The sequence below is a fragment of the Xanthomonas sp. F1 genome (assembly GCF_014199855.1).
The window spans coordinates 260,074-283,874 of sequence record NZ_JACHOK010000005.1 but is presented as its reverse complement, the minus strand read 5'-3'; the positions used below and the strand labels follow the sequence as shown (position 1 = coordinate 283,874).

At 69.2% G+C, this 23,801-nt stretch carries 23 protein-coding genes; 10 read left to right on the top strand and 13 right to left on the bottom strand.

Translation table 11 applies throughout. From position 1 onward, the window contains the following. Positions 1–3: 3 nt before the first annotated feature. The 3 genes from GGR71_RS13815 to GGR71_RS13805 all read right to left on the bottom strand — a co-directional run bounded on the left by GGR71_RS13815 (position 4) and on the right by GGR71_RS13805 (position 2,841). The gene (locus GGR71_RS13815) at positions 4–1,245 is read right to left on the bottom strand and encodes a cupin domain-containing protein (RefSeq protein ID WP_184452046.1); all 1,242 of its coding nucleotides are present in this window, start codon (positions 1,243–1,245) and stop codon (positions 4–6) included. A gap of 286 nt (positions 1,246–1,531) precedes the next feature. Next, the gene (locus GGR71_RS13810) at positions 1,532–2,134 is read right to left on the bottom strand and encodes a DUF3060 domain-containing protein (protein WP_160963746.1); all 603 of its coding nucleotides are present in this window, start codon (positions 2,132–2,134) and stop codon (positions 1,532–1,534) included. Between the two features lie 203 nt (positions 2,135–2,337). Further along, a complete protein-coding gene (locus GGR71_RS13805; protein ID WP_160963744.1) occupies positions 2,338–2,841 on the bottom strand; it encodes a DUF3060 domain-containing protein in 504 nt (167 codons plus the stop codon). 176 nt (positions 2,842–3,017) lie between these two features. Here GGR71_RS13805 and GGR71_RS13800 point away from each other — a divergent pair, with 176 nt between their 5' ends. After that, positions 3,018–4,238 carry an OmpA family protein gene (locus GGR71_RS13800; RefSeq protein WP_160963742.1) on the top strand — a complete coding sequence of 407 codons (1,221 nt, stop codon included), beginning with the start codon at positions 3,018–3,020 and terminating at the stop codon, positions 4,236–4,238. A 223-nt stretch (positions 4,239–4,461) separates the two neighbouring features. On the opposite strand, the gene purB is transcribed toward GGR71_RS13800, so the two are convergent. Further along, on the bottom strand, positions 4,462–5,829 hold the full coding sequence (purB, locus tag GGR71_RS13795; RefSeq protein ID WP_160963740.1) for an adenylosuccinate lyase: 1,368 nt from the start codon (positions 5,827–5,829) through the stop codon (positions 4,462–4,464). A 244-nt stretch (positions 5,830–6,073) separates the two neighbouring features. Then, positions 6,074–7,387, bottom strand: a complete 1,314-nt coding sequence (locus GGR71_RS13790; RefSeq protein ID WP_160963738.1) for a hemolysin family protein — start codon at positions 7,385–7,387, stop codon at positions 6,074–6,076. Between the two features lie 400 nt (positions 7,388–7,787). On the opposite strand from GGR71_RS13790, the gene GGR71_RS13785 reads away from it, so the two are divergent. Next, positions 7,788–8,780: a YiiG family protein gene (locus GGR71_RS13785; RefSeq protein WP_160963736.1), complete on the top strand. Its 993-nt coding sequence runs from the start codon at positions 7,788–7,790 to the stop codon at positions 8,778–8,780. A gap of 394 nt (positions 8,781–9,174) precedes the next feature. Then, positions 9,175–10,608: a class II fumarate hydratase gene (locus tag GGR71_RS13780; RefSeq protein ID WP_048491397.1), complete on the top strand. Its 1,434-nt coding sequence runs from the start codon at positions 9,175–9,177 to the stop codon at positions 10,606–10,608. Between the two features lie 376 nt (positions 10,609–10,984). Here GGR71_RS13780 and GGR71_RS13775 read toward each other — a convergent pair whose 3' ends face one another. The 7 genes from GGR71_RS13775 to GGR71_RS13745 all read right to left on the bottom strand — a co-directional run bounded on the left by GGR71_RS13775 (position 10,985) and on the right by GGR71_RS13745 (position 15,512). Next, positions 10,985–11,425 carry a hypothetical protein gene (locus tag GGR71_RS13775; RefSeq protein ID WP_160963734.1) on the bottom strand — a complete coding sequence of 147 codons (441 nt, stop codon included), beginning with the start codon at positions 11,423–11,425 and terminating at the stop codon, positions 10,985–10,987. A 154-nt stretch (positions 11,426–11,579) separates the two neighbouring features. Further along, positions 11,580–12,134 carry a DUF2884 family protein gene (locus GGR71_RS13770; RefSeq protein WP_160963732.1) on the bottom strand — a complete coding sequence of 185 codons (555 nt, stop codon included), beginning with the start codon at positions 12,132–12,134 and terminating at the stop codon, positions 11,580–11,582. A 41-nt stretch (positions 12,135–12,175) separates the two neighbouring features. After that, positions 12,176–13,000 (bottom strand): DUF4097 family beta strand repeat-containing protein, encoded by an 825-nt coding sequence (locus GGR71_RS13765; RefSeq protein ID WP_160963730.1) that lies wholly within the window; start codon positions 12,998–13,000, stop codon positions 12,176–12,178. 43 nt (positions 13,001–13,043) lie between these two features. Then, positions 13,044–14,033 (bottom strand): hypothetical protein, encoded by a 990-nt coding sequence (locus GGR71_RS13760; RefSeq protein WP_048492507.1) that lies wholly within the window; start codon positions 14,031–14,033, stop codon positions 13,044–13,046. Beyond that, a complete protein-coding gene (locus GGR71_RS13755; RefSeq protein WP_160963728.1) occupies positions 14,030–14,908 on the bottom strand; it encodes an ABC transporter ATP-binding protein in 879 nt (292 codons plus the stop codon). The genes GGR71_RS13760 and GGR71_RS13755 overlap by 4 nt, the downstream gene beginning before the upstream one ends. Further along, the gene (locus tag GGR71_RS13750; protein ID WP_160963726.1) at positions 14,905–15,267 is read right to left on the bottom strand and encodes a GntR family transcriptional regulator; all 363 of its coding nucleotides are present in this window, start codon (positions 15,265–15,267) and stop codon (positions 14,905–14,907) included. The genes GGR71_RS13755 and GGR71_RS13750 overlap by 4 nt, the downstream gene beginning before the upstream one ends. A gap of 2 nt (positions 15,268–15,269) precedes the next feature. After that, complete coding sequence (locus tag GGR71_RS13745; protein WP_160963724.1) at positions 15,270–15,512, bottom strand: hypothetical protein; 243 nt, start codon at positions 15,510–15,512, stop codon at positions 15,270–15,272. A gap of 128 nt (positions 15,513–15,640) precedes the next feature. On the opposite strand from GGR71_RS13745, the gene GGR71_RS13740 reads away from it, so the two are divergent. From GGR71_RS13740 to GGR71_RS13710, 7 genes are all read left to right on the top strand, one after another. Further along, positions 15,641–16,207: a glutathione peroxidase gene (locus GGR71_RS13740; RefSeq protein WP_160963722.1), complete on the top strand. Its 567-nt coding sequence runs from the start codon at positions 15,641–15,643 to the stop codon at positions 16,205–16,207. A 100-nt stretch (positions 16,208–16,307) separates the two neighbouring features. Continuing rightward, entirely contained in the window at positions 16,308–17,258 is a 951-nt protein-coding gene (locus tag GGR71_RS13735) for an FKBP-type peptidyl-prolyl cis-trans isomerase (protein WP_160963720.1), read from the top strand. A 15-nt stretch (positions 17,259–17,273) separates the two neighbouring features. After that, positions 17,274–18,620 carry a UDP-glucose dehydrogenase family protein gene (locus GGR71_RS13730; RefSeq protein ID WP_160963718.1) on the top strand — a complete coding sequence of 449 codons (1,347 nt, stop codon included), beginning with the start codon at positions 17,274–17,276 and terminating at the stop codon, positions 18,618–18,620. Continuing rightward, positions 18,610–18,846, top strand: a complete 237-nt coding sequence (locus tag GGR71_RS13725) for a SlyX family protein (RefSeq protein ID WP_160963716.1) — start codon at positions 18,610–18,612, stop codon at positions 18,844–18,846. The genes GGR71_RS13730 and GGR71_RS13725 overlap by 11 nt, the downstream gene beginning before the upstream one ends. Positions 18,847–18,873: 27 nt before the next feature. Beyond that, positions 18,874–19,575, top strand: a complete 702-nt coding sequence (locus GGR71_RS13720; protein ID WP_160963714.1) for a DUF2058 domain-containing protein — start codon at positions 18,874–18,876, stop codon at positions 19,573–19,575. 2 nt (positions 19,576–19,577) lie between these two features. Beyond that, positions 19,578–21,722, top strand: coding sequence for an SGNH hydrolase domain-containing protein (locus GGR71_RS13715; protein WP_160963712.1), 2,145 nt, complete (start codon positions 19,578–19,580; stop codon positions 21,720–21,722). Positions 21,723–21,762: 40 nt separating this feature from the next. After that, on the top strand, positions 21,763–22,611 hold the full coding sequence (locus GGR71_RS13710; RefSeq protein ID WP_456362624.1) for a transporter: 849 nt from the start codon (positions 21,763–21,765) through the stop codon (positions 22,609–22,611). Between the two features lie 253 nt (positions 22,612–22,864). Here the strand turns inward: GGR71_RS13710 and GGR71_RS13705 are convergent, their stop codons facing one another. Beyond that, positions 22,865–23,776, bottom strand: coding sequence for an NAD-dependent epimerase/dehydratase family protein (locus GGR71_RS13705; RefSeq protein ID WP_456362623.1), 912 nt, complete (start codon positions 23,774–23,776; stop codon positions 22,865–22,867). Between the last annotated feature and the right edge of the window lie 25 nt (positions 23,777–23,801).

Below are 23,801 nucleotides of genomic sequence, written 5' to 3'. Positions count from 1 at the left end.
GGATCAGGCCTCGTCGGCGTCTTCGTCGGTCGCGTCCTCGGCCTCCAGCGGCTGGTAGAAGCCGCCTTCGATCAGCTCCAGCAGGGTCTGCCTGCCGGCTGCCGACAGCGCCGCGTAGTCGGTGCCGTCGATGTGTTCGGCCGCGGCCAGGCGCTTGGCGTCCTTGACCGGCAGCGCGAACTCCAGGCCGCTGCAGAACAGCATGGCGCCGCGGCTGGCACGCCGCCACGCCGGCCGCGCCCACGGATGCCGCTGCAGGACCAGGCCCTGTTCCAGCGCGGTGGCGATCTCCGCCGCCGGCGGCAGCCCGGCCGGCGGCAGGATCTCGCCGGCGGCACGGTAGGTGGTGATGAAGCGGCCGAACCAGGCGCCCAGCTTGTCCGGGTCGTTCATGCGCAGCGCGTTCAGCGCCTCGACCACGCGGCCCATCGCCGCCGCGTCGATCTCGTAGGGGTCGGCCGGCGCCTGCAGGTCTTCGTCGTGGTAGCGCAGCGCCTCGTCGGCGCCGTCGATCAGGGTGTCCAGGTAATCGGCGATCAGCTCGGCCGAGGACGGCGCGCGCATGCCCACCGAGAAGGTCAGGCAGGCGTCCTCGGCGACGCCGAGGTGCGGCACCAGCGGCGGCAGGTACAGCATGTCGCCTGGCCCCAGCACCCAGTCGTGGGTCGGGTCGAACTGGCGCAGCAGCTTCAGTTCCACGTCGTCGCGGAAGTCGGTCGGCGGCGCCGGGCGGCCCAGGGCGACGCTGGCATCGATCTGCCAGCGGCGATGGCCGTGGGCCTGCAGCAGGAACACGTCGTAGTGGTCCACGTGCGCGCCGACCGAGCCGCCGCGCGCGGCGAAGCTGACCATCACGTCATCCACCCGCCAGCGCGGCAGGAAGCGGAACTGCTCGAGCAGCGCGCGGATGTCTGGATCCCACTTGTCCACGTCCTGCACCAGCAAGGTCCAGTCGTGGTCCGGCATGCCGGGGAATTCGTGCTCCTGGAACGGGCCGCTGCGCACGCGCCAGCGGTCGTTGGCGCGGTCGTGCTCGATCAGCCGCGACAGCGCCGCCTCCTCGCAGGCCAGGCCGGCCAAGTCGCCCGGCTCGATCGGCGAGACGAAGCCGGGGAAGGCATTGCGGATCAGCAGCGGGCGCTTGTGCCAGTAGTCGCGCAGGAAGGTCGCGGCGGGCATGCCCAGCGGTTGCCCGGGGCGGGCGTGGAGTTCGAAGGCGGGAGCGGCGGTCTTGCGGGCAGCCATGGGCGGTGGGGTCCTTGCGACGCGGAAGGTAAGGGGCGGGTGCGCAGCGGCGCCTGCCGACCCCGCCATTGTCCGCCGGTTTGGCGCGTGGGGCCATCGCGCTGGCCCATGTGCCGCTGCGCGCGGATCGGGCAATCATGCAGAGGTGCTGCCCGGGTGTCGCGACCGCGCATCGCGGGTGGCCACGTGCGCGCAGGCCATGGGGGCGCCAGGCGCGCACGGGCTGGGCGACTGCGGTTACGCCGCGGTGTCGGTTCAGGCAGCGCTTGGCGCAGTGCCGATCGCGCTACTGGCTGAGGATGCGGTTGTCGCGGCCGCCGTCGTCGACCTGGGCGCTGCCGCTGCGCTGGACGATGGCATTGTCGTTGCCCTGCAGGGCGATGGTGTCGATCTCGCTGGCCTGCAGCTGGTTCTGGTCGCCGGACACGTCCAGTGTCGCGATGCGCGCCATCTGCAGCCGGCCATGGCGGCCGAACAGCGCGACCTGCCCGGCGTCGCCGCGCATGGTCACCTGGGCGTTGTCGCCGAGCACGCGCAGGGTGTCGGCCCGTTCGATCTGCAGGTTGCCGTTGCGGCCGAACAGGCTGACGGTGGCGCAGTGCCCGTGCAGCACCAGGGTGGCGTCGCGGCCGACGATGTTCAGGTCGCGGCCGTCGCAATCGATCTCGCCGCTGGCCGAGGCCGCCATGCGGATCGGCGCCTCGGCGTCGCGCTCGTCGCCATCGGCAATGTCGCCGGCCGACGGCGCCGCCGCGATCGGCGGCGCGGCATGCATGACCACGGTGCGCGCGGTGGCGGCATGCGCGCCATCGCCTGCCGGCGGGCGTGGCGCCTGCGCGCAACCGGCCAGGGCCAGCAGCGGCAGCACAAACAACGGGATGCGTTTCATCGTGGGGCTCTGCGGTGGACCATCAGCATGCCCCTGGCCGATTAACCCAGGATGGACGGCGCTGGCGCGGCACGCGTGCGTGCGCGCCGGGCGTGGGCGGTTGCCGGCCGTCAGGCCGGCCGTGATGCCCAGCCGATCGGTTGCGTCCTGCGCGGCGCTGCGCAAGACGCGCAGCACGGCTGCCGTGACCGAACGCGCGGCGGCTACAGCAGCTTGTTGCCGCGACCGCGGTCGTCCAGCGTCGGTGTGTTGTCCGGGTTCACGGTGTTGCGATCGCCGATGAAGCGCACCTGGCCGATCTTCCGGGCGAGGACGCGGTTGTCGTTGCCGCGCAGCTCGACGCTGTCGGCATCGGTGAGGTTGAGGATGTTGTGCTGGCCGTTGACGACCACCTCGCCCACGCGTGTGTTGAGCACGGTGACGTCGCTGCCGTCGATGCGGATCGCGCGTGCGCCGTCCAGGTTCAGGGCCACGTGCGAGGCGCCGATCGTCACCGCGCCGCAGTCGCCATCGATAACCACCTGCACGTTATCCTGGCTGATCGCCAGATCCTTGCCGTTGCAGCGCGCGCCGGACGCCGGATCGTGCAGGGTGGAGGAGGGCGCGGCCGAAGCAGGCGCCGCCGACGGGGCTGCGCCGCCGCACCCGCCTGCCGCGCTCGCGGCGAGCAGGACCAATGCCTGCGAGATCATCCGTATCGTGTCCATGGCGGTCCTGCTCCTGAGACGATGTGTCGACCGCGCGCACCTTACGTAACGGCGCGGCGCAACGGGTTAATCCGGCGTGAAGCGCTTTGCGTGGCCAGCGGCGTGGCGCAGGCCGGTTTGACAGGGGCTGGGCGCCACCGCGTACAGTTGCCGTGGCACAACGGAAGGGCCATGCGATGCGCAAACTGTCGATTCTGCTGCCACTGCTGCTGTTGCCGGGCTGTGGCACATCGGACACCACCACCACCACCACGTCTGCTGATGCGTCCGCCAGTCCGGAGACGTCCAGTGCCGGCGCGGATGCGGGCGAAGGTCAAGCGACCGGCAGCACAAACGGCGAGGCCTTGCCAGCGGCCTCGGCCGTTGAGTTTCCTGCCATTCCGGTCATCGTCGTCCCGGAAATCTTTGGGGTGACGCCGGCTCAGCGCGCGCTGGAGGCCTCCATGCAGGGCGTGCTGGACCCGATACAGGGCGTCAGCATCGCGCCCGCGCGCTGCGACGGCAGCGGCCACCTGGTCAACGATGCCGGCATCACCTCGGTCGACGCGCAGGGCAATCTGTCGCGCAACGGCGACGAGGGGCTGTTCCAGATCAATGCCGACGGCAGCGGTACCGCCAATTTCGAGGGCGGTCTGGTGCGGGTCGAGGCCGACGGCAGCGGCACCATCAACGGCGACGTCGGTGAAGGCGAACACGCGATCGTGCGGGTGGACGCCGACGGATCGGGGAGCTACAACGGCCCGGCCGGCTTGATCACGCTGGACGGCAAGGGCGCCGGCAGTTGGAACGGCAAGGGCGGGCTGATCCGCAACAATGGCGATGGCAGCGGCACCTCGAACGGCCCTGAGGGCCTGGTGACCGTCAATGGCGACGGCTCCGGCAGTTGGAACGGTCCACAGGGCATCATCCGCAACCATGGCGACGGTACCGGCACGGTCGGCACCCCGGGGCGCAGCGTGGCGATGGCGCCATTGCCCAAGCTGCCGCCGGCCGGGCGCTTCCCGCCGCTGCGCAAGTTCGCGCCGCCCGGCGCGCCCTGCGGCTATCTGATCACCTTGAACGATCGTGTGCTGTTCGACTTCGACAAGTCCGAGATTCGTGCCGATGCCGCCAGGACGCTCGACATTCTGGCTGACGCGCTGAGCAAGGTGCAGGCGCGCGGCATGGACGTGGGCGGACATACCGACAGCAAGGGCAGCGACGACTACAACCAGCGTCTGTCCGAGCGACGCGCCGAGGCCGTGCTGGCGGCATTGCGCAGCCGCGGTCTCGGCCTGCAGGCGTCCGCCAAGGGCTATGGCGAAACGCGGCCGGTCGCGCCGAACGAACTCGCCGGGGCCGACAACCCCGGTGGCCGCCAGTTGAACCGGCGCGTGGAGATCTTCGTCAGGACCTGAGGACGGTGTGCGTCAGTTGCCGGAACGCGGTTGTTCTTGCCGTCTCCTGCACCTGCGCGTTGCCGCTGCGCTGCGCGATCTTCGTTGTCGCTGCCGGGTGACGCGGACGATCGGTACCGCGTGCCGTCGACACAACGGCAAGCAGGCACGCAGGTTTCGTGTCACGGCCATCTGTGTGCGGGACGGGACGTCTCCCGAGCGCGGTCCCGCGGCTGCTTGCGGCTCAGATGCCGCGCGCCAGCCGCTCGGCCAAGCCGACGTAGCTGCCCGGGGTCAGGTCGCGCAGGCGCTGCTTGGCGTCCTCCGGCAGGTCCAGGGTCTCGACGAAGGCGCGCATCGACTCGGCGGTGATGCCCTGGCCGCGGGTCAGCGCCTTGAGCTGCTCGTAGGGGTTGGGCAGGCCGTGGCGGCGCATCACCGTCTGCACGGCTTCGGCCAGCACTTCCCAGGCGGCGTCCAGGTCGGCGTCCAGGCGCTCCGGGTTCACGGTCAGCTTGCCCAGGCCCTTGGCCAGCGAGTCCAGCGCCACCTGGGTGTGGCCGAAGGCGGTGCCGAGCGCGCGCAGCACGGTGGAGTCGGTGAGGTCGCGCTGCCAGCGGCTGATCGGCAGCTTGGCCGAGAAGTGCTCGAACAGGGCATTGGCGATGCCGAAGTTGCCTTCGGCGTTCTCGAAGTCGATCGGGTTGACCTTGTGCGGCATGGTCGAGGAGCCGACTTCGCCTTCCTTGAGCTTCTGCTTGAAGTAGCCCAGCGAGATGTAGCCCCAAATGTCGCGGGCCAGGTCGATCAGCACGGTGTTGGCGCGGCGGGTGGCGTCGCCCAGTTCGGCGACGTTGTCGTGCGGCTCGATCTGGGTGGTGTAGGGATTGAACACCAGGCCCAGGCTTTCCACGAAGCGCTGCGCGAAGCCCGGCCAGTCGACGTCGGGATAGCTGGCGACATGGGCGTTGTAGTTGCCGACCGCGCCGTTGATCTTGCCGGTGAGCTCGACCGCGGCGATCTGCCGGCGCTGGCGCTCGAGGCGCGCGACGACGTTGGCGATCTCCTTGCCCAGGGTGGTCGGCGAGGCGGTCTGGCCGTGGGTGCGCGACAGCATCGGCTGCGCGGCCTGCGCATGGGCCAGGGCGCGCAGCGTGGCGATCACCGCGTCCAGGGTCGGCAGCAGCACCTCGCGTCGGGCCTGTTCCAGCATCAGCCCGTAGCTGAGGTTGTTGATGTCCTCGCTGGTGCAGGCGAAATGCACGAACTCCAGGGCCGGGCCGAGTTCGGCGTCGTCCTTGAGCTGCTCCTTGATGAAGTACTCCACCGCCTTGACGTCGTGGTTGGTGGTGCGCTCGATCTGCTTGACCCGCGCCGCATGCTCCACGCCGAAGCGCTCGGCCAGCGCACGCAGGCGCTGCGCCGCTGCCGGCGAGAACGCGGCCAGCTCGCCGATGCCCGGCTCGGCGCCCAGTGCCAGCAGCCATTCGATCTCCACCTTCACCCGCGCCTTGATCAGGCCGTATTCGGAGAAGATCGGCCGCAGGGCGTCGACCTTGCCGGCATAGCGGCCATCGAGCGGGGACAGGGCGAGCAGGGCGGAATCGGACATGGCGGGGCGTGGGGTGGTGTCGGCAGGGGGCGCCATTCTACGTCGGCGCGGCGTCCGTGGCCCGGGCTGGGGTGTGCCGCCCCTCCCTGAGCCTGCCGTGCCGTGATTGCGCATGCCCATGACAAGGAGGCACGAGGATGTGGACGCCCGTCCACGCCCAAGTGATGACGCGGCCAGGGGCGCGCGCAACCACGGCCCTTCGGGTTGGGCGTGGCGGGCGCGCCGCCGGCGTCGCGCGGCACCCTCAGGAAGGGATGACAGACCCCAGCCGCACCGTCACCGCCTGGATGCGGTGCCCGGCCATGCGCTTGACCGTGAACAGGTGCCCGTCGATCTGCAATTGCTCGCCTTCCTCAGGCAGGCGCTGCAACTGGTGCACGATCAGTCCGCCGACCGAGTTGAGGTGCTCCGGCGCGCGCAGATCGCGGCCGAGCAGGCGTTCGAGGCGGAAGATCGAGGTCGAGCCGGCCACCAGTACGCTGCCGTCGGCACCGCGGGTCGGCGCGTCCTTGACCACGTGCGGGTGCTCGTCCTCGATGTCGCCGACCACCACTTCCAGCAGGTCTTCCAGGGTGAAGTAGCCGAGGATGCGGCCGTGCTCGTCCACGCACAGCGCCATGTGCGTGGCGCCGGTGCGGAAGCGCTCCAATACCAGCGGCACCGGCGTCTCCAGCGCGATCAGGTTGGCCGGGCGCAGCAGCGGGCGCAGGTCGTCGCTGCGGCGGCCGCGGGCGATCTCCACCAGCAGGTCCTTCATGTGCAGGATGCCGAGCACCTGCTCGCCGTCGCGGTCGAACCACGGGTAGCGGCTGTAGCGGCTCTCGGCGAACTCGGCCATCACCGCATCCAGCGCCATGCCCTCGCGGAACCCGCGCAGATGGTCGCGCGCGCGCATCAGGTCGCCGGCCACCAGTTCCGGCAGCTCCAGCGCGTGGCTCATCAGTGTCAGTTCGTGATCGGGTGCGCCGCCGGCGGGTTGCTGGCGGCCGACGATCAACTTCAGTTCCTCGCGCGAGTAGCGGTGCGAGGCATGCTCGACCTCGCCCCAGCCCATCGCCTTCAACAGCGTGTTGGCGCTGTTGTTGAGCAGCCAGATCGCCGGATACATCGCCCAGTAGAACAGGTACAGCGGCGCGGCGGTCCACAGCGACATGCGCTCCGGGCGGCGGATCGCCATCGACTTGGGGGCGAGTTCGCCGAGCACGATGTGCAGGAACGAGATGACGCTGAAGGCGATGATGAAGGCGCTCAGGCGCGCGGCCTCCTCGCTCAGTCCCAGCAGGTCGAACAGCGGCTGCAGCAGGTGCGCGAAGGCTGGCTCGCCGACCCAGCCCAGGCCCAGCGAGGACAGAGTGATGCCGAGCTGGCAGGCCGACAGGTAGGCGTCGAGATGGCCGTGCACGTTGAGCAGAAGGCGGCCACGCCAACCGTGGTGTTCGGCCAGGCCAACGGCCTGGGTATGGCGCAGTTTGACCAGGGCGAACTCGGCGGCGACGAAGAAGCCGTTGAGCAGCACCAGCAGCATCGCCAGCGCCAACAGCAGAAGGTTGCCGATCATGCGCGTTCCCCGGCGCGCGCTACGGGCGCGTCATCGCGCTGGGCGGGAGAGGTGGAAACGGCGGGGTGCGTGGCCCGGCGCAGCATGCGCCGGCATCTACAGTCTGAGTCGTCGCCCATGGCGGCGTGAGAGTTCCATCGTTGATACGTCGCTGCAGTCTAGCCGATGGGATGCGTCGTTGCCGCGTGCACGCGCCGTCCCGCGCATTCGGTCACAGGGACGCGCCGCAATCATGCGCCATGGATCAACGCGCGGAGCCGCTGTTGCGACTCCCCAATCCCGAATCCCCGGCCTTTCAGCAGCCGAATGGCTGATCATCCCGGCCCTCGAGCTATCACGCCGCAACGATCTTCGCGTTTGCTAGACTTTCTGTAACCGTTTTCAAGCTCGATATTCCCCCATGAAATCTTCTTTGCGTCTGGCGGCGCTGGCCGCCGCTGTGTCCGTGTTCCTCACCGCCTGCGGCGGCAAGCCATCGGCCACGCCGACAGATTCCGATGCCGGCCATGCACCCGCCGATGCGGCCGCCAGCGAGGCGGACCAGGCGCTGACCAGCAAGCTCAACGCCTACATCGAATGCTTCAACAAGGTCGATGGGCGCATCCACGAAGGCGCGCAGCAGTACGTGCGCTGGATGGCCGACCCCAAGGCCGGCCCCACCGGCAAGGAAACCAGCGTATACGGGCCTGCCCCGATCGACGAGTACGCGATGAAGCTGTGCGATGCGCCGATGACCCAGGCGATCGCGGCCAAGCCGGCGTTGCCGGCGCTGGATGCGGCGGCGAAGCGCTATCTGGCTGCCTTGAAGACGCTGCAGCCGCTGGCCAACCAGGCGCGCGACTACTACGACCGCGAGGACTACCAGGACGACCAGTTCGCCAAGGGCAAGCAGCTGCATGCGCCGCTGATGGCCGCGCTGTCCGAATTCCACGACGCCAGCGAGGCGTTCAGCCACGAACTGGACGCGCAGAACGACGCCGCCCAGCGCGAGCAGCTGAAGGCGATGGAGAAGGCCGAGGGCCGCACCCGCGACTTCTATCGGCTGTCGATGATGCTCGAGGCCAAGGACATCGTCGGTCTGATGCAGGACGACGACTTCGACACCGCCAAGGCCACCACGCTGGTGGCGGGCTTCAACAGCCTGTCCGACGAGGCGCACGCCAAGGTCGCCAACCAGGAGCCGGGCAAGTCCGACTGGAGCGGTTTCGAGACCGCGGCAGAGAACTTCCGCAAGGAATCCAAGGCGCGCATCAAGCGGGTGGCGGAGAAGATTCCGTACAGCGAATTCGAGCAGCGCTCGCTGGACAATCCGATCGTCGCGCCGGAAGGTTCCCCGGCACGCTTGATGAAGAGCTACAACGACCTGGTGTTCCAGAGCAACCGCCAGCGCTGAGCGTGCGGGCCGGCGGCGCAAGGCGGCCGGCCCCGTCGGTGCTGTCGCCACGTCGGCAACGGCATGCATCAGTCCCGTCTTGCGGTCGGGAACTGCGTACGGTTCACGCCGTTCGCACCGCGCGGCTGGTGCGCTCGCAGAGCGCCATCATTCGCCGCGGCGGCCGCCGGGCTCAGCGGATGCGATCCTTGAAGGTACGCCTGCCAATCATGGCGGGCCGTATCGTTTCGCGCGCCTCCAGACATTCCTAACATCCGCCGGCGCACACTGGCTGACGCCGGGCGCTGCGCCACGGATAATGCGCGCGCCAGCCGCAGTCCCGCCAGCCTGCCTCCCCCCGACGTCCGACGACGGCGCCGATGGATTCCTTTTTTGCAGATGCGGAGATTGCGCAATGAGTGACAAATTCAGGGTCGAACACGACAGCATGGGCGAACTGCAGGTGCCCGCCGATGCCTTGTGGGGAGCGCAGACCCAGCGTGCGGTGCAGAACTTTCCGGTGTCCGGGCAGCCGATGCCGCGCGGCTTCATCCGCGCGCTGGGCCTGATCAAGGCTGCCGCGGCCGGCGTCAATGCTGACCTGGAGTTGCTGCCCAAGGCCGTCGCCAAGGCGATCCAGGCCGCGGCGCTGGAGGTGGCCGACGGCCGCCACGACGCGCAGTTCCCGATCGATATCTACCAGACCGGATCCGGCACTTCGTCGAACATGAACGCCAACGAGGTCATTGCCACGTTGGCCAACCGCGCCGCCAAGGGCGAGGGCAAGAACGGCAGCAAGGCGCTGCCGACGGTGCATCCCAACGACCACGTCAACCTCGGCCAGAGCTCCAACGACGTGGTGCCGACCGCGATCCGTGTCGCCGCGCTGCTGGCCGCCCGCGAGCACCTGCTGCCGTCGCTCAAGCACCTGCGCAAGACGATCGACAAGCGCGCCAAGCAGCTGCAGGGCGTGGTCAAGACCGGCCGCACCCACCTGATGGACGCGATGCCGCTGACCTTCGGCCAGGAGTTCGGCGCCTGGTCGGCGCAACTGGTGTCTGCGCAGGCGCGCATCGACGACAGCCTCAAGCGCCTGCGTCGCCTTCCGCTGGGCGGCACCGCCATCGGCACCGGCATCAACGCCGATCCGCGCTTCGGCGGCAAGGTCGCCAAGGCCTTGTCGGCGCTGACCGACTGCACCTTCGAGAGCGCGGAGAACAAGTTCGAGGGCCTGGCCGCGCAGGACGACGCGGTGGAACTGTCCGGCCAGCTCAATGCGCTGGCGGTGGCGCTGATCAAGATCGCCAACGATCTGCGCTGGATGAATGCCGGTCCGCTGGCCGGCCTCGGCGAGATCGAGTTGCCGGCGTTGCAGCCGGGCAGCTCGATCATGCCGGGCAAGGTCAATCCGGTGATTCCCGAGGCCACGGTGATGGCCTGCGCGCAGGTCATCGGCCACCACACCGCGATCACCGTGGCCGGGCAGACCGGCAACTTCCAGTTGAACGTGACCCTGCCGCTGATCGCCGCCAACCTGCTGGAGTCGATCCACCTGCTGGGCAACGTGTCGGTGCTGCTGGCCGATTCGGCGATCGCCGGGCTCAAGGTGCGCGAGGAGCGGGTGCGCGAGGCGCTGGACCGCAACCCGATCCTGGTGACCGCGCTGAACCCGATCATCGGCTACGAGAAGGCCGCGGCGATCGCCAAGCGCGCCTACAAGGAGAATCGGCCGGTGCTGGAGGTGGCCAAGGAGGACAGCGGGCTGGGCGAGGACGAACTGCGCCGGCTGCTGGATCCCGCCGCGCTGACCGAAGGCGGCATCCACGCCGGCGCGGGTGGGGGCGGCTGAGGCGCGTTGGCGCTGCGAGCAGAAAGGCCTGGCACGGCGTTATGGCGTGCCAGGCGCAGCGGACGATCGCACGGTAAAAGCAGTCGGGACTGAAGTCCCTCCCACATTTCACCCAGACACCTCGCTGCAAACTCCTGTAGGAGCGGCTTTAGCCGCGACGAACGAAGTAGGGCGGCAATCGGACCTTGGAAGCAGTCGGCGCTGAAGTCTCTCCCACATCGCGCGCAGACACCGCGCCGCAAGTCCTTGTAGGAGCGGCTTCAGCCGCGACAAGCATTCCCGGTAAAGGCTATCGCGGCTGAAGCCGCTCCTATGGGGAGGCCTCCCATCCTTCTGGAGGCGCTCTTGTGCTGGCGCTCGCGTGCGCCAGCAGGCCTCAGCGGCGTTCCGCCTGCAGGTTGCCGAAGCTGTCGCGGTACGGTTGCAGCGAGGGAATGTCGCGCAGCACCGCGGCCTGCGCTTCAGTGATCTCCGGGGTCGGCGCGAAGCCGACCGAGCGCATGTTCGGATCCGGCGCCGCGGTTTCCAGGGTGCGCTGGCGCTGCATCTGCAGGTGCATGAACAACTGCTGCAGTTCGGTACGCTGCGCTGGGGGCAGCGGCAGCTCGATGTCGTCGATGCGCAGGCTGCCATCGGGTCCGATGGTGGCGTTGGCGGCCGGGGCGCGGCGCAGCATCACGTTCATGCTGTCCACCGCCACCCGCGGCTTGCTGCGCTCGGCGCGCGAGGAGGTGGTCTCGCCGCCGCGTCCGCCGCAGGCGGCGAGCAGCAGGCACAACGACAGCAGCGAGAACCAGGCGAACAGCGTCTTCTTCATGGCGGAAATGGAGCGGGGGGAGTGTCGCCCATTCTAGAGCGTGTGCGTGCGGCGCGGCGTGCGGCCACATGTCGCAGTGCCCCTCCGACTGCGTGCTGCAGGCCATGCAAGGTCGGCCCGGCGCCTTCGCACGCACCGGGCCGGCTGGGATGCCTTACGCGGCCGATTGCTTGCAGTCGCTGACGTCGCTGTCGTCGAGGGTGGAGTAGGGGCGGAATGCCGGCACCTTCTGCGTCAGCGCATCCTGCGCGGCGCGCAGCGCGGCGACCTGGTCGCAGATCTTCAGCGCCGCCTGCTTGATCTTGTCGGCCTGCGCCTCGACCCGCTCGCCGATGCGCTCGGTATCGCCGCTGAGCACGCCGCTGATGGCATCGCCCGCTGCCTTCACGCCTAGCGCTGCGCCGGCCTTGCCGACCTCCACGCCCTGCGTGCCCACCGCTTCGATCTGGCTGCGGTAGGCCAGCAGCAGGCGCTGTTGCTCGGCATCCAGCGTCACCGGCTTGCCGTCGATCAGCAGCTTGCCGTCGCGGGTGATGGTGGCCGGCGGCTGGCCATCGGCCTTCAGGGTGAGGTCGCCGTTGAGGAAGGTCAGGCTTTGCGCGCCGCCGTGATCGACCACGACGCGGTCGTTCGACGAGCGCTGGCAGGCGCTGAGCGAGAGCAGGGCGGCCAGGGCGACGCCGGCCAGGGGCAGGAAACGGTACTGCATGGGCGTGTCCTCGTGCGAAAGGTGGAAAGCGGAGCGGAGGATCAGCGCGGCTTGGGCAGGTTGACGCTGCCGCGCACGCCACGGTGGGTGACGTCGCCGCTGCCGACCTTCTGCACGCTCAGGTTGCCGCCGACGTTGCCCACGTCCAGGTCGCCGGAGCCCACGGTCTGCACCGCCACGCTGCCGCTGACATCGCGCAGCTGCACATCGCCGGAGCCGACGCTGTCGACCTGCACGCCGCCGCGCACGCCGTGCACGGTCAGGTCGCCGGAGCCGACGGTGCCGACCTTGACGTCGCCGCCGACCTGGTCGGCCTTGACGTCGCCCGAGCCCAGCGTCGGCAGGGCCACGCTGCCGACATTGCGCAGTTCGATGTCGCCGGAGCCGACCGTGGCGCTGACCGCACCGCGGATGTTCTGCGCATGCAGGTCGCCGGACCCGATCTTGGCGTCGAGCGAGGCCACGCCGGTGATCTCGGCATCGCCGGAGCCCAGTTGCAGTTGCACCGGCAGGTTGGCCGGAATGCTGCCGGCCACGTTGAGGTAGGCGTAACGGTTGCCGACGCTGATGCCGTGGATCTTGCCCTCGTGCTTCAGCGTCACCACCAGGGTGTCGCCGTCGCGGCGCTGGCGCAGGGTCAGCTCCTTGAGCATGTCCGCATCGGAGGCGCAGGCCCGGCCGCGCAGGGTGGAGTCGCCACCGCTGGCGCCGCCGAGCTTGAGGTCGTTCTGCTGCACGTCCAGCAGCACCGTCTTGACGCCGGCCAGGTCCAGCTTCAGTTCGCGCGGTTCGGAATACTTGCAGTCGTCGGCCATGGCGACGGCCGGCAGCGACAGCAGGGCACACAGGGCGAGGGTCTTGCGCATCGGGATACTCCTTGCAGAAAAGGAAAGGAAGACTGCGTTGTGATCAGGCTTCGTCGCGCCAGCGGCGCACGTAGATCGCGGCGACGATGAAGGCCACGCCAACCGCGGCGCCGATCCACATGTCGGGGTCGCGGAACAGCACCCAGCTGTCGCCCAGATGGATCGCATTGACCAGATCCTGCGGGCCGCTGATGTGGGTTTCGGCCACCTGCTCGTTCAGCACCGGGCCCCAGCTGCCGGGCAGCACGCTGAGCAGGCCGCGGTAGACCACGGTGTACCAGATCAGGTTGTGGTTCACGTTCAGCATCGGCAGGATGCCCATCATGCTGGCGGTCACGCAGCCCAGGATCGGAATCAGCACTGCCCACAGGAACGGCTTGCTGCGTGCCCAGGCCGAGCACAGCATCAGCCAGCCGATCGCCGGCAGCGACCACATCACCTGCACCGGCAGTGCGGCCAGGACCATGCCGATGATGCGCAGCGGGTGCGATTCGGTGAAGACGGCGGTGCTCTGCGGGATGCCGTTGACCGACAGGGTCAGCGCGGTGACCACCCACAGCGCCAGGCCGATCAGCAGGCCGACGCCGATCGCCAGCAACGGCGCCAGCAGCAGCGCCCAGGCGGCCTTGGACAGCACGGTGCCGGTGTCCGACAGCGGCAGCGATTTCCAGAACAGCACACTGCGGTCGCGGCGGTCGTCGTACAGCGCACCCAGCGCATAGAAGAACACCACGAAGCCGACCACGATGCAGGACAGGATCACGCCGGCGAGCATGGTGCCGTCGCCGACCGCGCCGATGATCTGGTGGGCGTTATGGGCCTGGCCGTCCCACTCCACGTTGTTGAGGCTGTCGCCACGGTGGTTGCGGCCGGCGATGCTGCCGATGATCGACAGCACCGTGTACAGCGTGGCGACGATGCCGCCGGTGATGACCGGCGCCCACAGGAAACCGCCGCGGTGTTCCCAGAACTCGCGCTTGAGCAGCCACGTGAAGGTGGACACGGGAGAGATCGTTTTGGCGGGAGCGTTCATGCGTAGGTGCCCTTCATGATGGCGACGAACAGATCGGCCAGGCCGGGGGTGCGGGTTTCGCCGAGCGCGGCCAGCTGCGCCTGCGGCACGCCGTCGTACAGGAACACCGACTTGCCGAACGGCAGGCCGCGTTCGTCGATCGGCTGCAGCGCGCGCGCCGCCTCGATGCGCTCGGCCGGCACCAGCAGTTCGGTGTAGCGGGTGGCCATGTGCTCCATGTCGGCGCTGAGCACGATGCGGCCATCGCGGATGAACAGCACATCGGTGAGGATGTGCTCGATCTCCTCCACCTGGTGGGTGGTGATGATGATGGTCTTCTGCTCGTCGAAGTAGTCTTCCAGCAGGCGCTGGTAGAACTCCTTGCGGTACAGGATGTCCAGGCCCAGGGTCGGCTCGTCCAGCACCAGCAGGCGCGCGTCGATCGCCATCACCAGGGCCAGGTGCAGCTGCACGATCATGCCCTTGGACATCTCGCGCACCCGCAGCTTCGGCGAGAGCTTGGTGTTGGCCAGGAAGCGCTCGCACTTGGCGCGATCGAAGCGCGGATGCACACCGGCGACGAAATCGATCGCCTCGCGCACCCGCATCCAGCGCGGCAGCACCGCCACGTCGGCGATGAAGCACACCTCGTTCATCAGCGCGTCGCGCTGCTTGCGCGGGTCCATGCCCAGCACGCGCAGTTCGCCCTCTACCGCGGTCAGGCCCAGCACTGCCTTCAGTGCGGTGGTCTTGCCGGCGCCGTTGGGGCCGATCAGGCCGACGATGCGGCCGGGCGCGATGGTGAAGGAGGCGTCGGCCAGCGCCGGCTTGTGGTTGTAGGTCTTGCGCAACCCCTGCGCATAGACGACGGATTCGGATGCGACAGCGGCAGTCATGGCGTTTTCCCCGGTGGCAACAAGTCTTGCAGTGTCAGGCCCAGGCGCTGGATGCGTTCCAGCACCAGGGGCCACTCTTCGTTGAGGAAGCGATCGCGCTCGCTGCCGCGCAGCTTCTGCGCCGCTTCCTCGGTCATGAACATGCCCAGCCCGCGGCGCTTCTCGACCAGGGCCTCGTCGGCCAGTTCCTGGTAAGCGCGCGAGACGGTGATCGGGTTGAGCTGGTATTCGGCGGCCACCTGGCGCACCGAGGGCAGGGCGTCGCCGGGCTTGAGGATGCCGTCGAGCATCATCGCGATGACCCGCTCCTTCAGTTGGCGGTAGATGGGAGCGCCGTCGCTCCATTGGATGTCGCTCATGGTCAGCTCCGTGGGCGCAGGGTGCGCGCGAAGGAGAAATAAGGCACGGACAGCGAGGCCCGCAGTCGCCGCACCGCCGGGACGGTAGAGGGTGCGGCGCCGGCGGCGCTGTCGTCGTGCGGCGTGCTGGCGCCATAATCCAGCGGCCGTCCCTGGTGGCGTTGGGCGCCGATCCAGCTCGCGCAGAGCAGGGTGCCGACGATGACCAGGGCCGGAAGACTGCGCTGGAAGCGTTTGAGTTGCATCGTGGGACCTGCTCTGGGTGAGTGGTGTTGTATTTAACTATAACACCGTTACACGGCATGTCAACACGCGTCAGACCCAACTTCCGACCTAGTCGCGCACGAACTCCCTTTTTCTCCGACGGTGCCCCATGAAACTTTCCAAGCGTCTGTTTTTCCTCGCGATCCTGGCCGCTGCCGGCACCGTCGGCAGTGCCTGGGCGGGCTCCTTGCTGGATCGGGACTACCGCCCGCTGGCCGGCAAGGACAGGGTCAACATGAACAAGACCTACGGCGGCAAGGTGCTGCTGGTGGTCAACACCGCCAGCAAGTGCGGCTATACCCCGCAGTACGACGGCCTGGAGAAGCTGCAGCAGCAGTACGCGGCGCAGGGCTTCAGCGTGCTCGGCTTCCCGTCCAACGACTTCAAGGGCCAGGAGCCCGGATCGGAGAAGCAGATCCAGGAATTCTGCACGCTCACCTATGGAGTCAAGTTCCCGATGTTCGAGAAGGTGCACGTGATCGGCGATGACGCGACGCCGCTGTACAAGCAACTGACCCAGGCCACGGGCGTGGCGCCGGGCTGGAATTTCCACAAGTATCTGATCGCGCGCGACGGCCGCGTGGTCGCGCAGTTCCCGAGCAAGGTCACGCCGGACGATCCGGCCTTGCGCAGTGCCATCGAACGCGAACTGAAAGCGCAGCCTGCGTCGCACTGAAAGCGGGTCAACATCTCGGCCGCGCATGCGACAATGCCGGCCTCTGTCTGCGCCATCGCGGCGTGTCCAGTTCACGGTTCACTTCCAGGGAAAGTAGCGAATGAAGATGGGAATGCGCGGCGCCGTGGCGTCGCTGGTGGTGGGGATGATGCTGGCCGCCGGCCAAGCGTCCGCGCAGGCGCCGGCTGCCGGCAGCTCGGCGACGACGCTGGGTAGCGAGAAGCAGAAGGTCAGCTACGCGATCGGCATGGATGTGGCGCGCTCGTTCGAGCCCATCGCCCAGGACATCGACGTGGACGCGCTGCAGCGCGCGATCGAGAACGCTTTCAAGCAGGGCAAGCCGCTGCTGTCCGATGAGCAGACCCAGGCCACCGATACCGCGCTGCGCACGCAGTTGGCCGCGCGCAACGGCCAGCCGGTGCCGGGCATGGCGCCGGGCGCGCAGCCGCCGCCGGTGTCCAAGGAAAACGTCGGCCTGATGCTGGGCGACCGTGCGGTCGGCCCGTCGCTGGCGCGGATCCAGAACGACATCGACCTGCCGACGCTGATGGGCGCGGTGCGCACCGTGTTCGCCAAGGGCCAGACCGCGATGACCCAGGAGCAGGCGATGGCCACGCTGCAGGCGTTCGGCGCGTCCAAGCAGGCCGCCGTGGCGACCAAGAACAAGCAGGAGGGCAACGCCTTCCTGGCGCAGAACAAGAACCAGAAGGGCGTGATCACCACGCCGTCGGGCCTGCAGTACATGGTGCTGCGCGAAGGCAGCGGCGCGCGGCCCACGCCCACCAGCAAGGTGCGGGTGAACTACGAAGGCAAGCTGCTCGACGGCACCGTCTTCGACAGCTCCTACAAGAACGGCCAGCCGGCCGAGTTCTCGCTGAACCAGGTCGTGCCGGGCTGGAGCGAGGGCGTGGCGCTGATGCCGGTGGGGTCCAAGTACCGCTTCTGGATTCCGTCCAACCTGGGCTACGGCCCACAGGGCACGCCGGGCGGCCCGATCGGCCCGGATGCGATGTTGACCTTCGACGTGGAACTTTTGAACATCCTTCAATAACCGAAAGGAGATTACATGCGCGTAGCGATATTCGGCACCGGCTATGTCGGGCTCGTCACCGGAACCTGTCTGGCCGAAGTCGGCCACCATGTGGTGTGCGTAGACATCGACCAGGCCAAGGTGGATGGGCTCAACAAGGGCGTGGTCCCGATTTACGAGCCTGGCCTCTCGCCGATGGTCAAGGCCAATCACGCCGCACGGAGGCTGTTCTTCACCACCGACGCGGCCAGCGCCATCGCGCATGGGGATATCGTGTTCATCGCCGTCGGCACGCCGCCGGACGAGGACGGTAGCGCAGATCTGCAGTACGTCCTGGCGGTGGCGCGTACCATCGGCCAGCACATCCAGGGGCCGACCATCGTGGTCAACAAGTCGACGGTGCCGGTCGGCACCGCCGACAAGGTGCGCGCGGCGATTGCCGCCGAGCTGGAAGCGCGCGGCGAGGCGATCGAGTTCGACGTGGTCTCCAACCCGGAGTTCCTGAAGGAAGGCGACGCGGTCGCCGACTGCATGCGGCCGGACCGCATCGTCATCGGCAGCAGCAAGCCCGGTTCGGCCGCGCGCCTGCGCCGCCTGTATGCGCCGTTCAACCGCAACCACGACCGCATCGTGGAAATGGACGTGCGCTCGGCCGAGCTGACCAAGTACGCGGCCAACGCGATGCTGGCGACCAAGATCAGTTTCATGAACGAGATCGCCAACATCGCCGAGCGCGTTGGCGCCGACGTGGAAAAGGTGCGCCAGGGCATCGGCTCGGATCCGCGCATCGGCTGGCACTTCATCTACCCGGGTGCCGGCTACGGCGGCTCGTGCTTCCCCAAGGACGTGCAGGCGCTGGCGCGCACCGCGCAGCAATACGGGCATACGCCCAGGCTGCTGGATGCGGTGGAAGCGGTCAACGAGGCGCAGAAGGGCCACCTGTACGAGCTGATCCAGCGCCACTACGGCGCGGCGCAGCCGCTCAAGGGCAAGACCTTCGCGGTGTGGGGCCTGGCGTTCAAGCCCAACACCGACGACATGCGCGCCGCCTCCAGCCGCCGCCTGCTGGCGCAACTGTGGGAGGCGGGCGCAACGGTGCGCGCCTACGATCCGGAGGCGACCGACGAGGCCAAGCGCATTTTCGGCGAGCGCACCGACCTGCAGTTCTGCAGCGATGCCTTCGAGGCGCTGGAAGGCGCCGATGCGCTGGCCGTGGTCACCGAGTGGAAGCAGTTCCGCAGCCCGGACTTCACCCGCATGAAGGAGCTGATCGGCGATGCGGTGGTGTTCGACGGCCGCAATCTCTACGATCCGCAGGAAATCGAGAGCTTCGGTCTGGCGTATTACGGCATCGGCCGCGGACGTTCGATCCATGCAGCATGATTTTTCCATCCAGGATCGGTTGCTGGAGAACCGCCTGATCGAGCTGGAAACGCGCCTGTCCTTCCAGGAGCAGGCGCTGTCGGAAATGAGCGATGCCCTGGCCGAAGCGCGGATCGAAAGCCAGCGCAACGCCGAGTTGCTGCGTCACCTGCTCGAAGATCTGGGCAAGGTGCGCAGCACGCTCTACGCCGATCCGGCCGACGAACCGCCGCCGCCGCATTACTGATCCCCCGAACCGATCGATTCCGACCCGATGAGCGATACCCTCCGCGAGCAGTTGCTGGGCCTGGGCTTCAAGCCCGCGCCGAAACCCGAACGCAAAGCCCCGCCTGCCGCGCCGCGGCCGCAGGGGCGGTCGGGCCAGCGCCCGGCACCGGCCGGGGCGCGCGGCGAGCGCGCGCCCGGCGGCGCGCCCAACGCCGGCAAGCCCGGCGGCGGGCGTGGCCGTCCGCACGGGAACGGCCCTGGTCACGGCCAGGGCAAGCCGCAGGGCGCGGGCGGTCAGCCGGGGCGGCCGCCGCGCAGTCGCGAGGACATCGACCTGGCCAAGGCCTACGCGATCCGCGCCCAGCGCGAGAAGGACGAGCGCATCGAGGCCGAGCGGCAGAAGCAGGAAGAAGCGCGGCTGCGCCGCGAGGCGCGGGCCAAGCTCGACGAACTGCTCAAGGGCCAGGCGTTGAACCACGCCGAGGCCGACATCGCCCGTCATTTCCCCTATGGCGGCAAGATCAAGCGCATCTACGTCACTCCCGACCAGCTCAAGGCGCTCAACGCCGGCGAGCTGGGCGTGCTGCAGCAGAACGGCCGCTACCTGCTGGTGACCGCGGCGCTGCTGGACCAGGCCGAAGCGATCTTCCCGGCGGCGGTGGCGCTGCGGGTCGATCCGAACGCGACGGCAGAAGAAGACCCCTACGCCGATCCCAAGTACCAGATCCCCGACGATCTGGTCTGGTAAGCGTGGCGCTGCCAGGGATGGGCACGCTGGCCGCCGGGCGCGGCCACACGCCGCCGCACGCGCAGACCGGTGGCGGCTATCTGCCGTACGTGGACGGGCTGCGCGCGATCGCGGTGCTGGCGGTGATCGCCTACCACCTCGATCCGGCGTGGCTGCCGGGCGGGTTCACCGGCGTGGACATGTTCTTCGTGATCTCCGGCTTCGTGGTCAGCGCATCGCTGCAACGCCTGCCGGCGGCCGGACAGTTGGGCGTGTTCGCGCAGTTCTACGCGCGGCGCATGCGCCGCATTGCGCCGGCGCTGGTGGCGTGCCTGCTGCTCACCGGTCTGGCCAGCGGCCTGTTCATTCCCGAGTCCTGGCTCAGCGAGACCAGCGCCAAGACCGGACGCATGGCCTTCGTCGGCCTCAGCAACTGGGTGCTGGCCGCGACCGGCAACGATTATTTCTCGCCCAAGGCCGAATTCAATCCGTACACGCACACCTGGTCGCTGGGCGTGGAGGAGCAGTTCTATCTGCTGTTCCCGCTGCTGTTCCTGGCCTGGAACCGCGGCGGTCGCGGCCGCGGATGGTCGACGCTGCTGGTGGCGCTGGCTTCGGCCACCTCGCTGGCGTTCGCCTGGCGGCATAGCCGCGACGCCGGCGATGCGGCGGCCGCGTTCTACCTGACCACCGCACGCTTCTGGCAACTCGGCAGCGGCGTGCTGCTGTACCAGGTGCTGGCGCTGCGCGGACGGTTCGAGGCCGGCACGCAGGCGCCGCCGCCGGGCGCGTGGAGCTGGCGTTCGCCGCTGCTGGCGGTGGCCCTGGCGGCGGTCGCGGTCGGCCTGTGGCGTGCGCGTCCGGGGCATTCGCCGTGGCCGGACGGGGTCTGGCCGGTGCTGGGCACGCTCGGCCTGCTGGCGCTCCTGCATGGCGCCCCGGCCGGCTGGACCCGGCGCGCGCTGTCGCATCGCGTGCCGGTGGCGATCGGCCGCGTGTCGTACTCGCTGTATCTGTGGCACTGGCCGGTGTTCGTGCTGTTCCGTTGGACCGTCGGTCTGGAATCGGCGCCGACCAAGTCCGTGGCGCTGCTGCTGGTGGCCCTGCTGGCGCTGGCCTCGTATCGCTGGGTGGAACTGCCCTGGCGGCATGGCCGCCTCGGCCGCGCGCGCACCCCGGCGCGGACCATCGTGGCCGGGTTGGGCCTGGTACTGCTCGCCGCCGGTACCCACGCGCTGCTGCAGAACGCCCAGCGCTACTACGGGCTGAGCACGGTTAGCCGGCATCCGCTGGACTGGTACGCCTATGCCAAGGGGCTGCGCCGGGAGTTCCCGCAGTGCGCGCTGCAGACCCGCCAGGTGCCGGTGCAGGTGGGCAGCGCCAAGCTGTTCGAGCGCGGCGCCTGCACGCTGCACAACCGCGATGGCGGCCAGTTGTTCGTCGCCGGCGATTCGCATGCGCTGGCCTACAACGAGCTATTGCGGCGCTTTGCGCTGCAGAGCGGAGTACCGGTGCGCCTGTACGGCGTTGGTGGTTGCCCGATCGTCGGCCTGCAGGCCTGGCAGGCCAGCAATCCCGGCTGCCAGGCCTACGAGCGCAGCACCCTGGCCGACGTCGCCGCGCACGCACGCGATGGCGATGTGCTGTTCCTGCCTGCCTTGCGCGTGCTGCGCCTGGCCGACCAGGACCGCCTGTTCGACGAGACGACGGTGATGGCCGAGCAGGAGGGCGTCGCAGCGCAGGCCGCGCGCAGCGCTGGCGAAGCGGCCGCGGTGGCGCTGTTGCAGCCGCTGGCGCAGCGCGGCGTGCGCATCGTCTTCGAGGCACCCAAGCCGGTGCTGCGCGCGCCGCCGTATCGCTGCTCGGATTGGTTCAATCGCGGCAATCCGATCTGCGCGCATGGCATCCCGATCCCGCGCGCGACCATGGAGCGCTACCGTGCGCCGGTGCTGCAGAGCCTGCAGCGCATCGCCGCGCAGCTGCCACATGCCTCGGTGTGGGATCCGCTGCCGCTGCTGTGCGATGCGCAGCAATGCACCGGCAGCCGCGATGGGCGCCCGTTGTTCTTCGATGCCGATCACCTCAGCGGCTATGGCAACCGGGTGTTGCTGCCGGGCTTCACATCGCACTTCGCGACGATCCAGGCACACTCGCCGCCAGCGCCTTGAGGCGCAGCCCTCCGTCTCCCGCATCGCAAGGAGTTCGCGCATGCCCGTTCTGCATTTCGTCGCGCCGCGGTTGTCGCCGTCGTCCATCGCCACCCGCCATGGCGGCCGGCGGCAGTTGCGCCGCCGCGCCGATACGCTGCTGCGCGGGGCGCTGCTGCTGGCCGCCAATGCCGGCAGCGCCGGCGTGGCCTGCGCCGAGGACGCGCCGGCGTTCGACCGGCCCGGTATCGGTTTCGCCTCGACCACCCTGCAGCGCGGCCAACTGGCCTGGGAGCAGGCGTTCTTCGATGGCAGCTACGACCGCGACGGCGATGTGCGCAGCACCGAATACGTCGCCAACAGCCGGCTGCGCTTCGGCCTGAGCGCCCGCACCGAGGTGCAACTGGCGATCGACAGCCAGGTGTGGCAACACGTGCGTGGCGGCGGCCAGGACCGGCGCGGGCACAGTGGTGGCGATGCCAGTATCGGCCTGAAGCAGGCGTTGCCCAGCGCCAGCGACGGCTTCACCTGGTCGCTGCTCGGCAGCGCCAGCCTGCCGGTCGGGCGTGCGCCGTACGGCGATGCCGGCCATCGCTACGACCTGGGCGTGAGCGCCGGCTGGGACCTGCCCGAGGGCCGTAGCCTGGCGCTGTACGGCAACCTCAGCGACAGCGAGGACGGCTCCGGCTGGAGCGTCTCGCCGAGCTACACCTTCTACGCCGGCGACACGCTGAGCGCCTACGTCGAGGCTGGCATCGGCGGTGGCGAGGACGAGATGCGCGCGCTCGGAAGCGGCGTCACCTGGCTGTTCGCCAACCGCGTGCAACTGGATCTGTCGGTCCTGCGCGGCCTGTCGGCGCAGACCCCTGACTGGCAGGGCGGCCTCGGCATTTCGGTGTTGCTGCGCTGAGGCGCCAAGCCCCTCTCCCGTCCGGAGAGGGGTTGTGGGCGAGGGTCGACGCGAAGCGTCTCGTGGTGTTCGGGCGGACGTGGCTGTGGCCGTACCCTCATCCGCCCCTTCGGGGCACCTTCTCCCGAGGGGAGAAGGGAACAGCGGTGGTGCGCATGCCCCTCTCCCGTCGGGAGAGGGGTTGGGGTGAGGGTCGGCGCGAAGCGTCTCGCGGAGCTGTGTGCGCGAGATTTTCGCCCCTACCGCCGCACGCTCACTCGCGCGCGGCCTCGCCGTCGGCGGGCGGCAGGACCTCCGGGACGTGCTGGTCGTACTGCGCCAGCACCTCCTCGAAACCGTAGCGAGGTCGCCAGTCCAGTCCCTGCATCGCTTGCTGCGCCGGGTAGACCCGGTCGATCCGGTCCGGCAGTGCCCAGCCGCGTTGCTGGAACGCCGCCACCAGGTCCGGCGCGCGTCGTTGCAGGACCGTCGCTGCCGCGTTGTGCAGGTCGGCGCAATCCTCGCGCAGGAACGGGGGGGCGCCGGAAATCACGAACGTGGCATTCGCCGGCCCGGCATGCCGCAACGCCGCGGCATGGGCCTCGGCGACGTCGCGCGCGTCGATGCCGCGATGCAGGCGGAACGCCGCCATCACGTTGACTGGCTCCGGGAAGCAGCGCGACATGCGCAGGATGCGCACGCTCGGCCCGCCCTGGTCCGCGGCGGCGCGCAGCAGCGCCTCGGCCTCCAGCTTGGTGTGGTGGTAGATGGTCTGCGGCTGCGGCGTCAGCGTCTCGTCGACCCAGCCGGCGCTGCCGTCGGGCGTGGCGGCGCTGCCGTACAACGCGGTGGTGCTGGTGAACACGATGCGGTGCACGCCGGCCGCGGCGGCGGCATCCAGGACGCGGCGCGTGCCGTCGACATTGACCTGGCGGAAGCGCGCCGCCGGCACATGCGCGACGTGCGGGGCGTGCAGCGCGGCGGTGTGGATTACCGCGTCCGCGCCCTGCAGCGCCCGCGCCAGCAGCGCGGCATCGTCGAGATCGCCAACCCAGTCGGCGGTGGAGCAGGGCGTGCGGTCGAAGCCGCTGACGCGGTGCTCGCGGGAGAGCCGGATGTGGATCGCGCGGCCGACCCGGCCGGCACTGCCGGTGACCACGATCTTCAGCGGGGACGGGGTGGGCATGGGCATCGGCGATGGGCTCGAAGGC

Bases quoted from the DNA above. Each gene is read 5' to 3' on its own strand.
- GGR71_RS13815 (WP_184452046.1), bottom strand. From the start codon at position 1,245: ATGGCTGCCCGCAAGACCGCCGCTCCCGCCTTCGAACTCCACGCCCGC.
- GGR71_RS13810 (WP_160963746.1), bottom strand. From the start codon at position 2,134: ATGAAACGCATCCCGTTGTTTGTGCTGCCGCTGCTGGCCCTGGCCGGT.
- GGR71_RS13805 (WP_160963744.1), bottom strand. From the start codon at position 2,841: ATGGACACGATACGGATGATCTCGCAGGCATTGGTCCTGCTCGCCGCG.
- GGR71_RS13800 (WP_160963742.1), top strand. From the start codon at position 3,018: ATGCGCAAACTGTCGATTCTGCTGCCACTGCTGCTGTTGCCGGGCTGT.
- purB (WP_160963740.1), bottom strand. From the start codon at position 5,829: ATGTCCGATTCCGCCCTGCTCGCCCTGTCCCCGCTCGATGGCCGCTAT.
- GGR71_RS13790 (WP_160963738.1), bottom strand. From the start codon at position 7,387: ATGATCGGCAACCTTCTGCTGTTGGCGCTGGCGATGCTGCTGGTGCTG.
- GGR71_RS13785 (WP_160963736.1), top strand. From the start codon at position 7,788: ATGAAATCTTCTTTGCGTCTGGCGGCGCTGGCCGCCGCTGTGTCCGTG.
- GGR71_RS13780 (WP_048491397.1), top strand. From the start codon at position 9,175: ATGAGTGACAAATTCAGGGTCGAACACGACAGCATGGGCGAACTGCAG.
- GGR71_RS13775 (WP_160963734.1), bottom strand. From the start codon at position 11,425: ATGAAGAAGACGCTGTTCGCCTGGTTCTCGCTGCTGTCGTTGTGCCTG.
- GGR71_RS13770 (WP_160963732.1), bottom strand. From the start codon at position 12,134: ATGCAGTACCGTTTCCTGCCCCTGGCCGGCGTCGCCCTGGCCGCCCTG.
- GGR71_RS13765 (WP_160963730.1), bottom strand. From the start codon at position 13,000: ATGCGCAAGACCCTCGCCCTGTGTGCCCTGCTGTCGCTGCCGGCCGTC.
- GGR71_RS13760 (WP_048492507.1), bottom strand. From the start codon at position 14,033: ATGAACGCTCCCGCCAAAACGATCTCTCCCGTGTCCACCTTCACGTGG.
- GGR71_RS13755 (WP_160963728.1), bottom strand. From the start codon at position 14,908: ATGACTGCCGCTGTCGCATCCGAATCCGTCGTCTATGCGCAGGGGTTG.
- GGR71_RS13750 (WP_160963726.1), bottom strand. From the start codon at position 15,267: ATGAGCGACATCCAATGGAGCGACGGCGCTCCCATCTACCGCCAACTG.
- GGR71_RS13745 (WP_160963724.1), bottom strand. From the start codon at position 15,512: ATGCAACTCAAACGCTTCCAGCGCAGTCTTCCGGCCCTGGTCATCGTC.
- GGR71_RS13740 (WP_160963722.1), top strand. From the start codon at position 15,641: ATGAAACTTTCCAAGCGTCTGTTTTTCCTCGCGATCCTGGCCGCTGCC.
- GGR71_RS13735 (WP_160963720.1), top strand. From the start codon at position 16,308: ATGAAGATGGGAATGCGCGGCGCCGTGGCGTCGCTGGTGGTGGGGATG.
- GGR71_RS13730 (WP_160963718.1), top strand. From the start codon at position 17,274: ATGCGCGTAGCGATATTCGGCACCGGCTATGTCGGGCTCGTCACCGGA.
- GGR71_RS13725 (WP_160963716.1), top strand. From the start codon at position 18,610: ATGCAGCATGATTTTTCCATCCAGGATCGGTTGCTGGAGAACCGCCTG.
- GGR71_RS13720 (WP_160963714.1), top strand. From the start codon at position 18,874: ATGAGCGATACCCTCCGCGAGCAGTTGCTGGGCCTGGGCTTCAAGCCC.
- GGR71_RS13710 (WP_456362624.1), top strand. From the start codon at position 21,763: ATGCCCGTTCTGCATTTCGTCGCGCCGCGGTTGTCGCCGTCGTCCATC.
- GGR71_RS13705 (WP_456362623.1), bottom strand. From the start codon at position 23,776: ATGCCCACCCCGTCCCCGCTGAAGATCGTGGTCACCGGCAGTGCCGGC.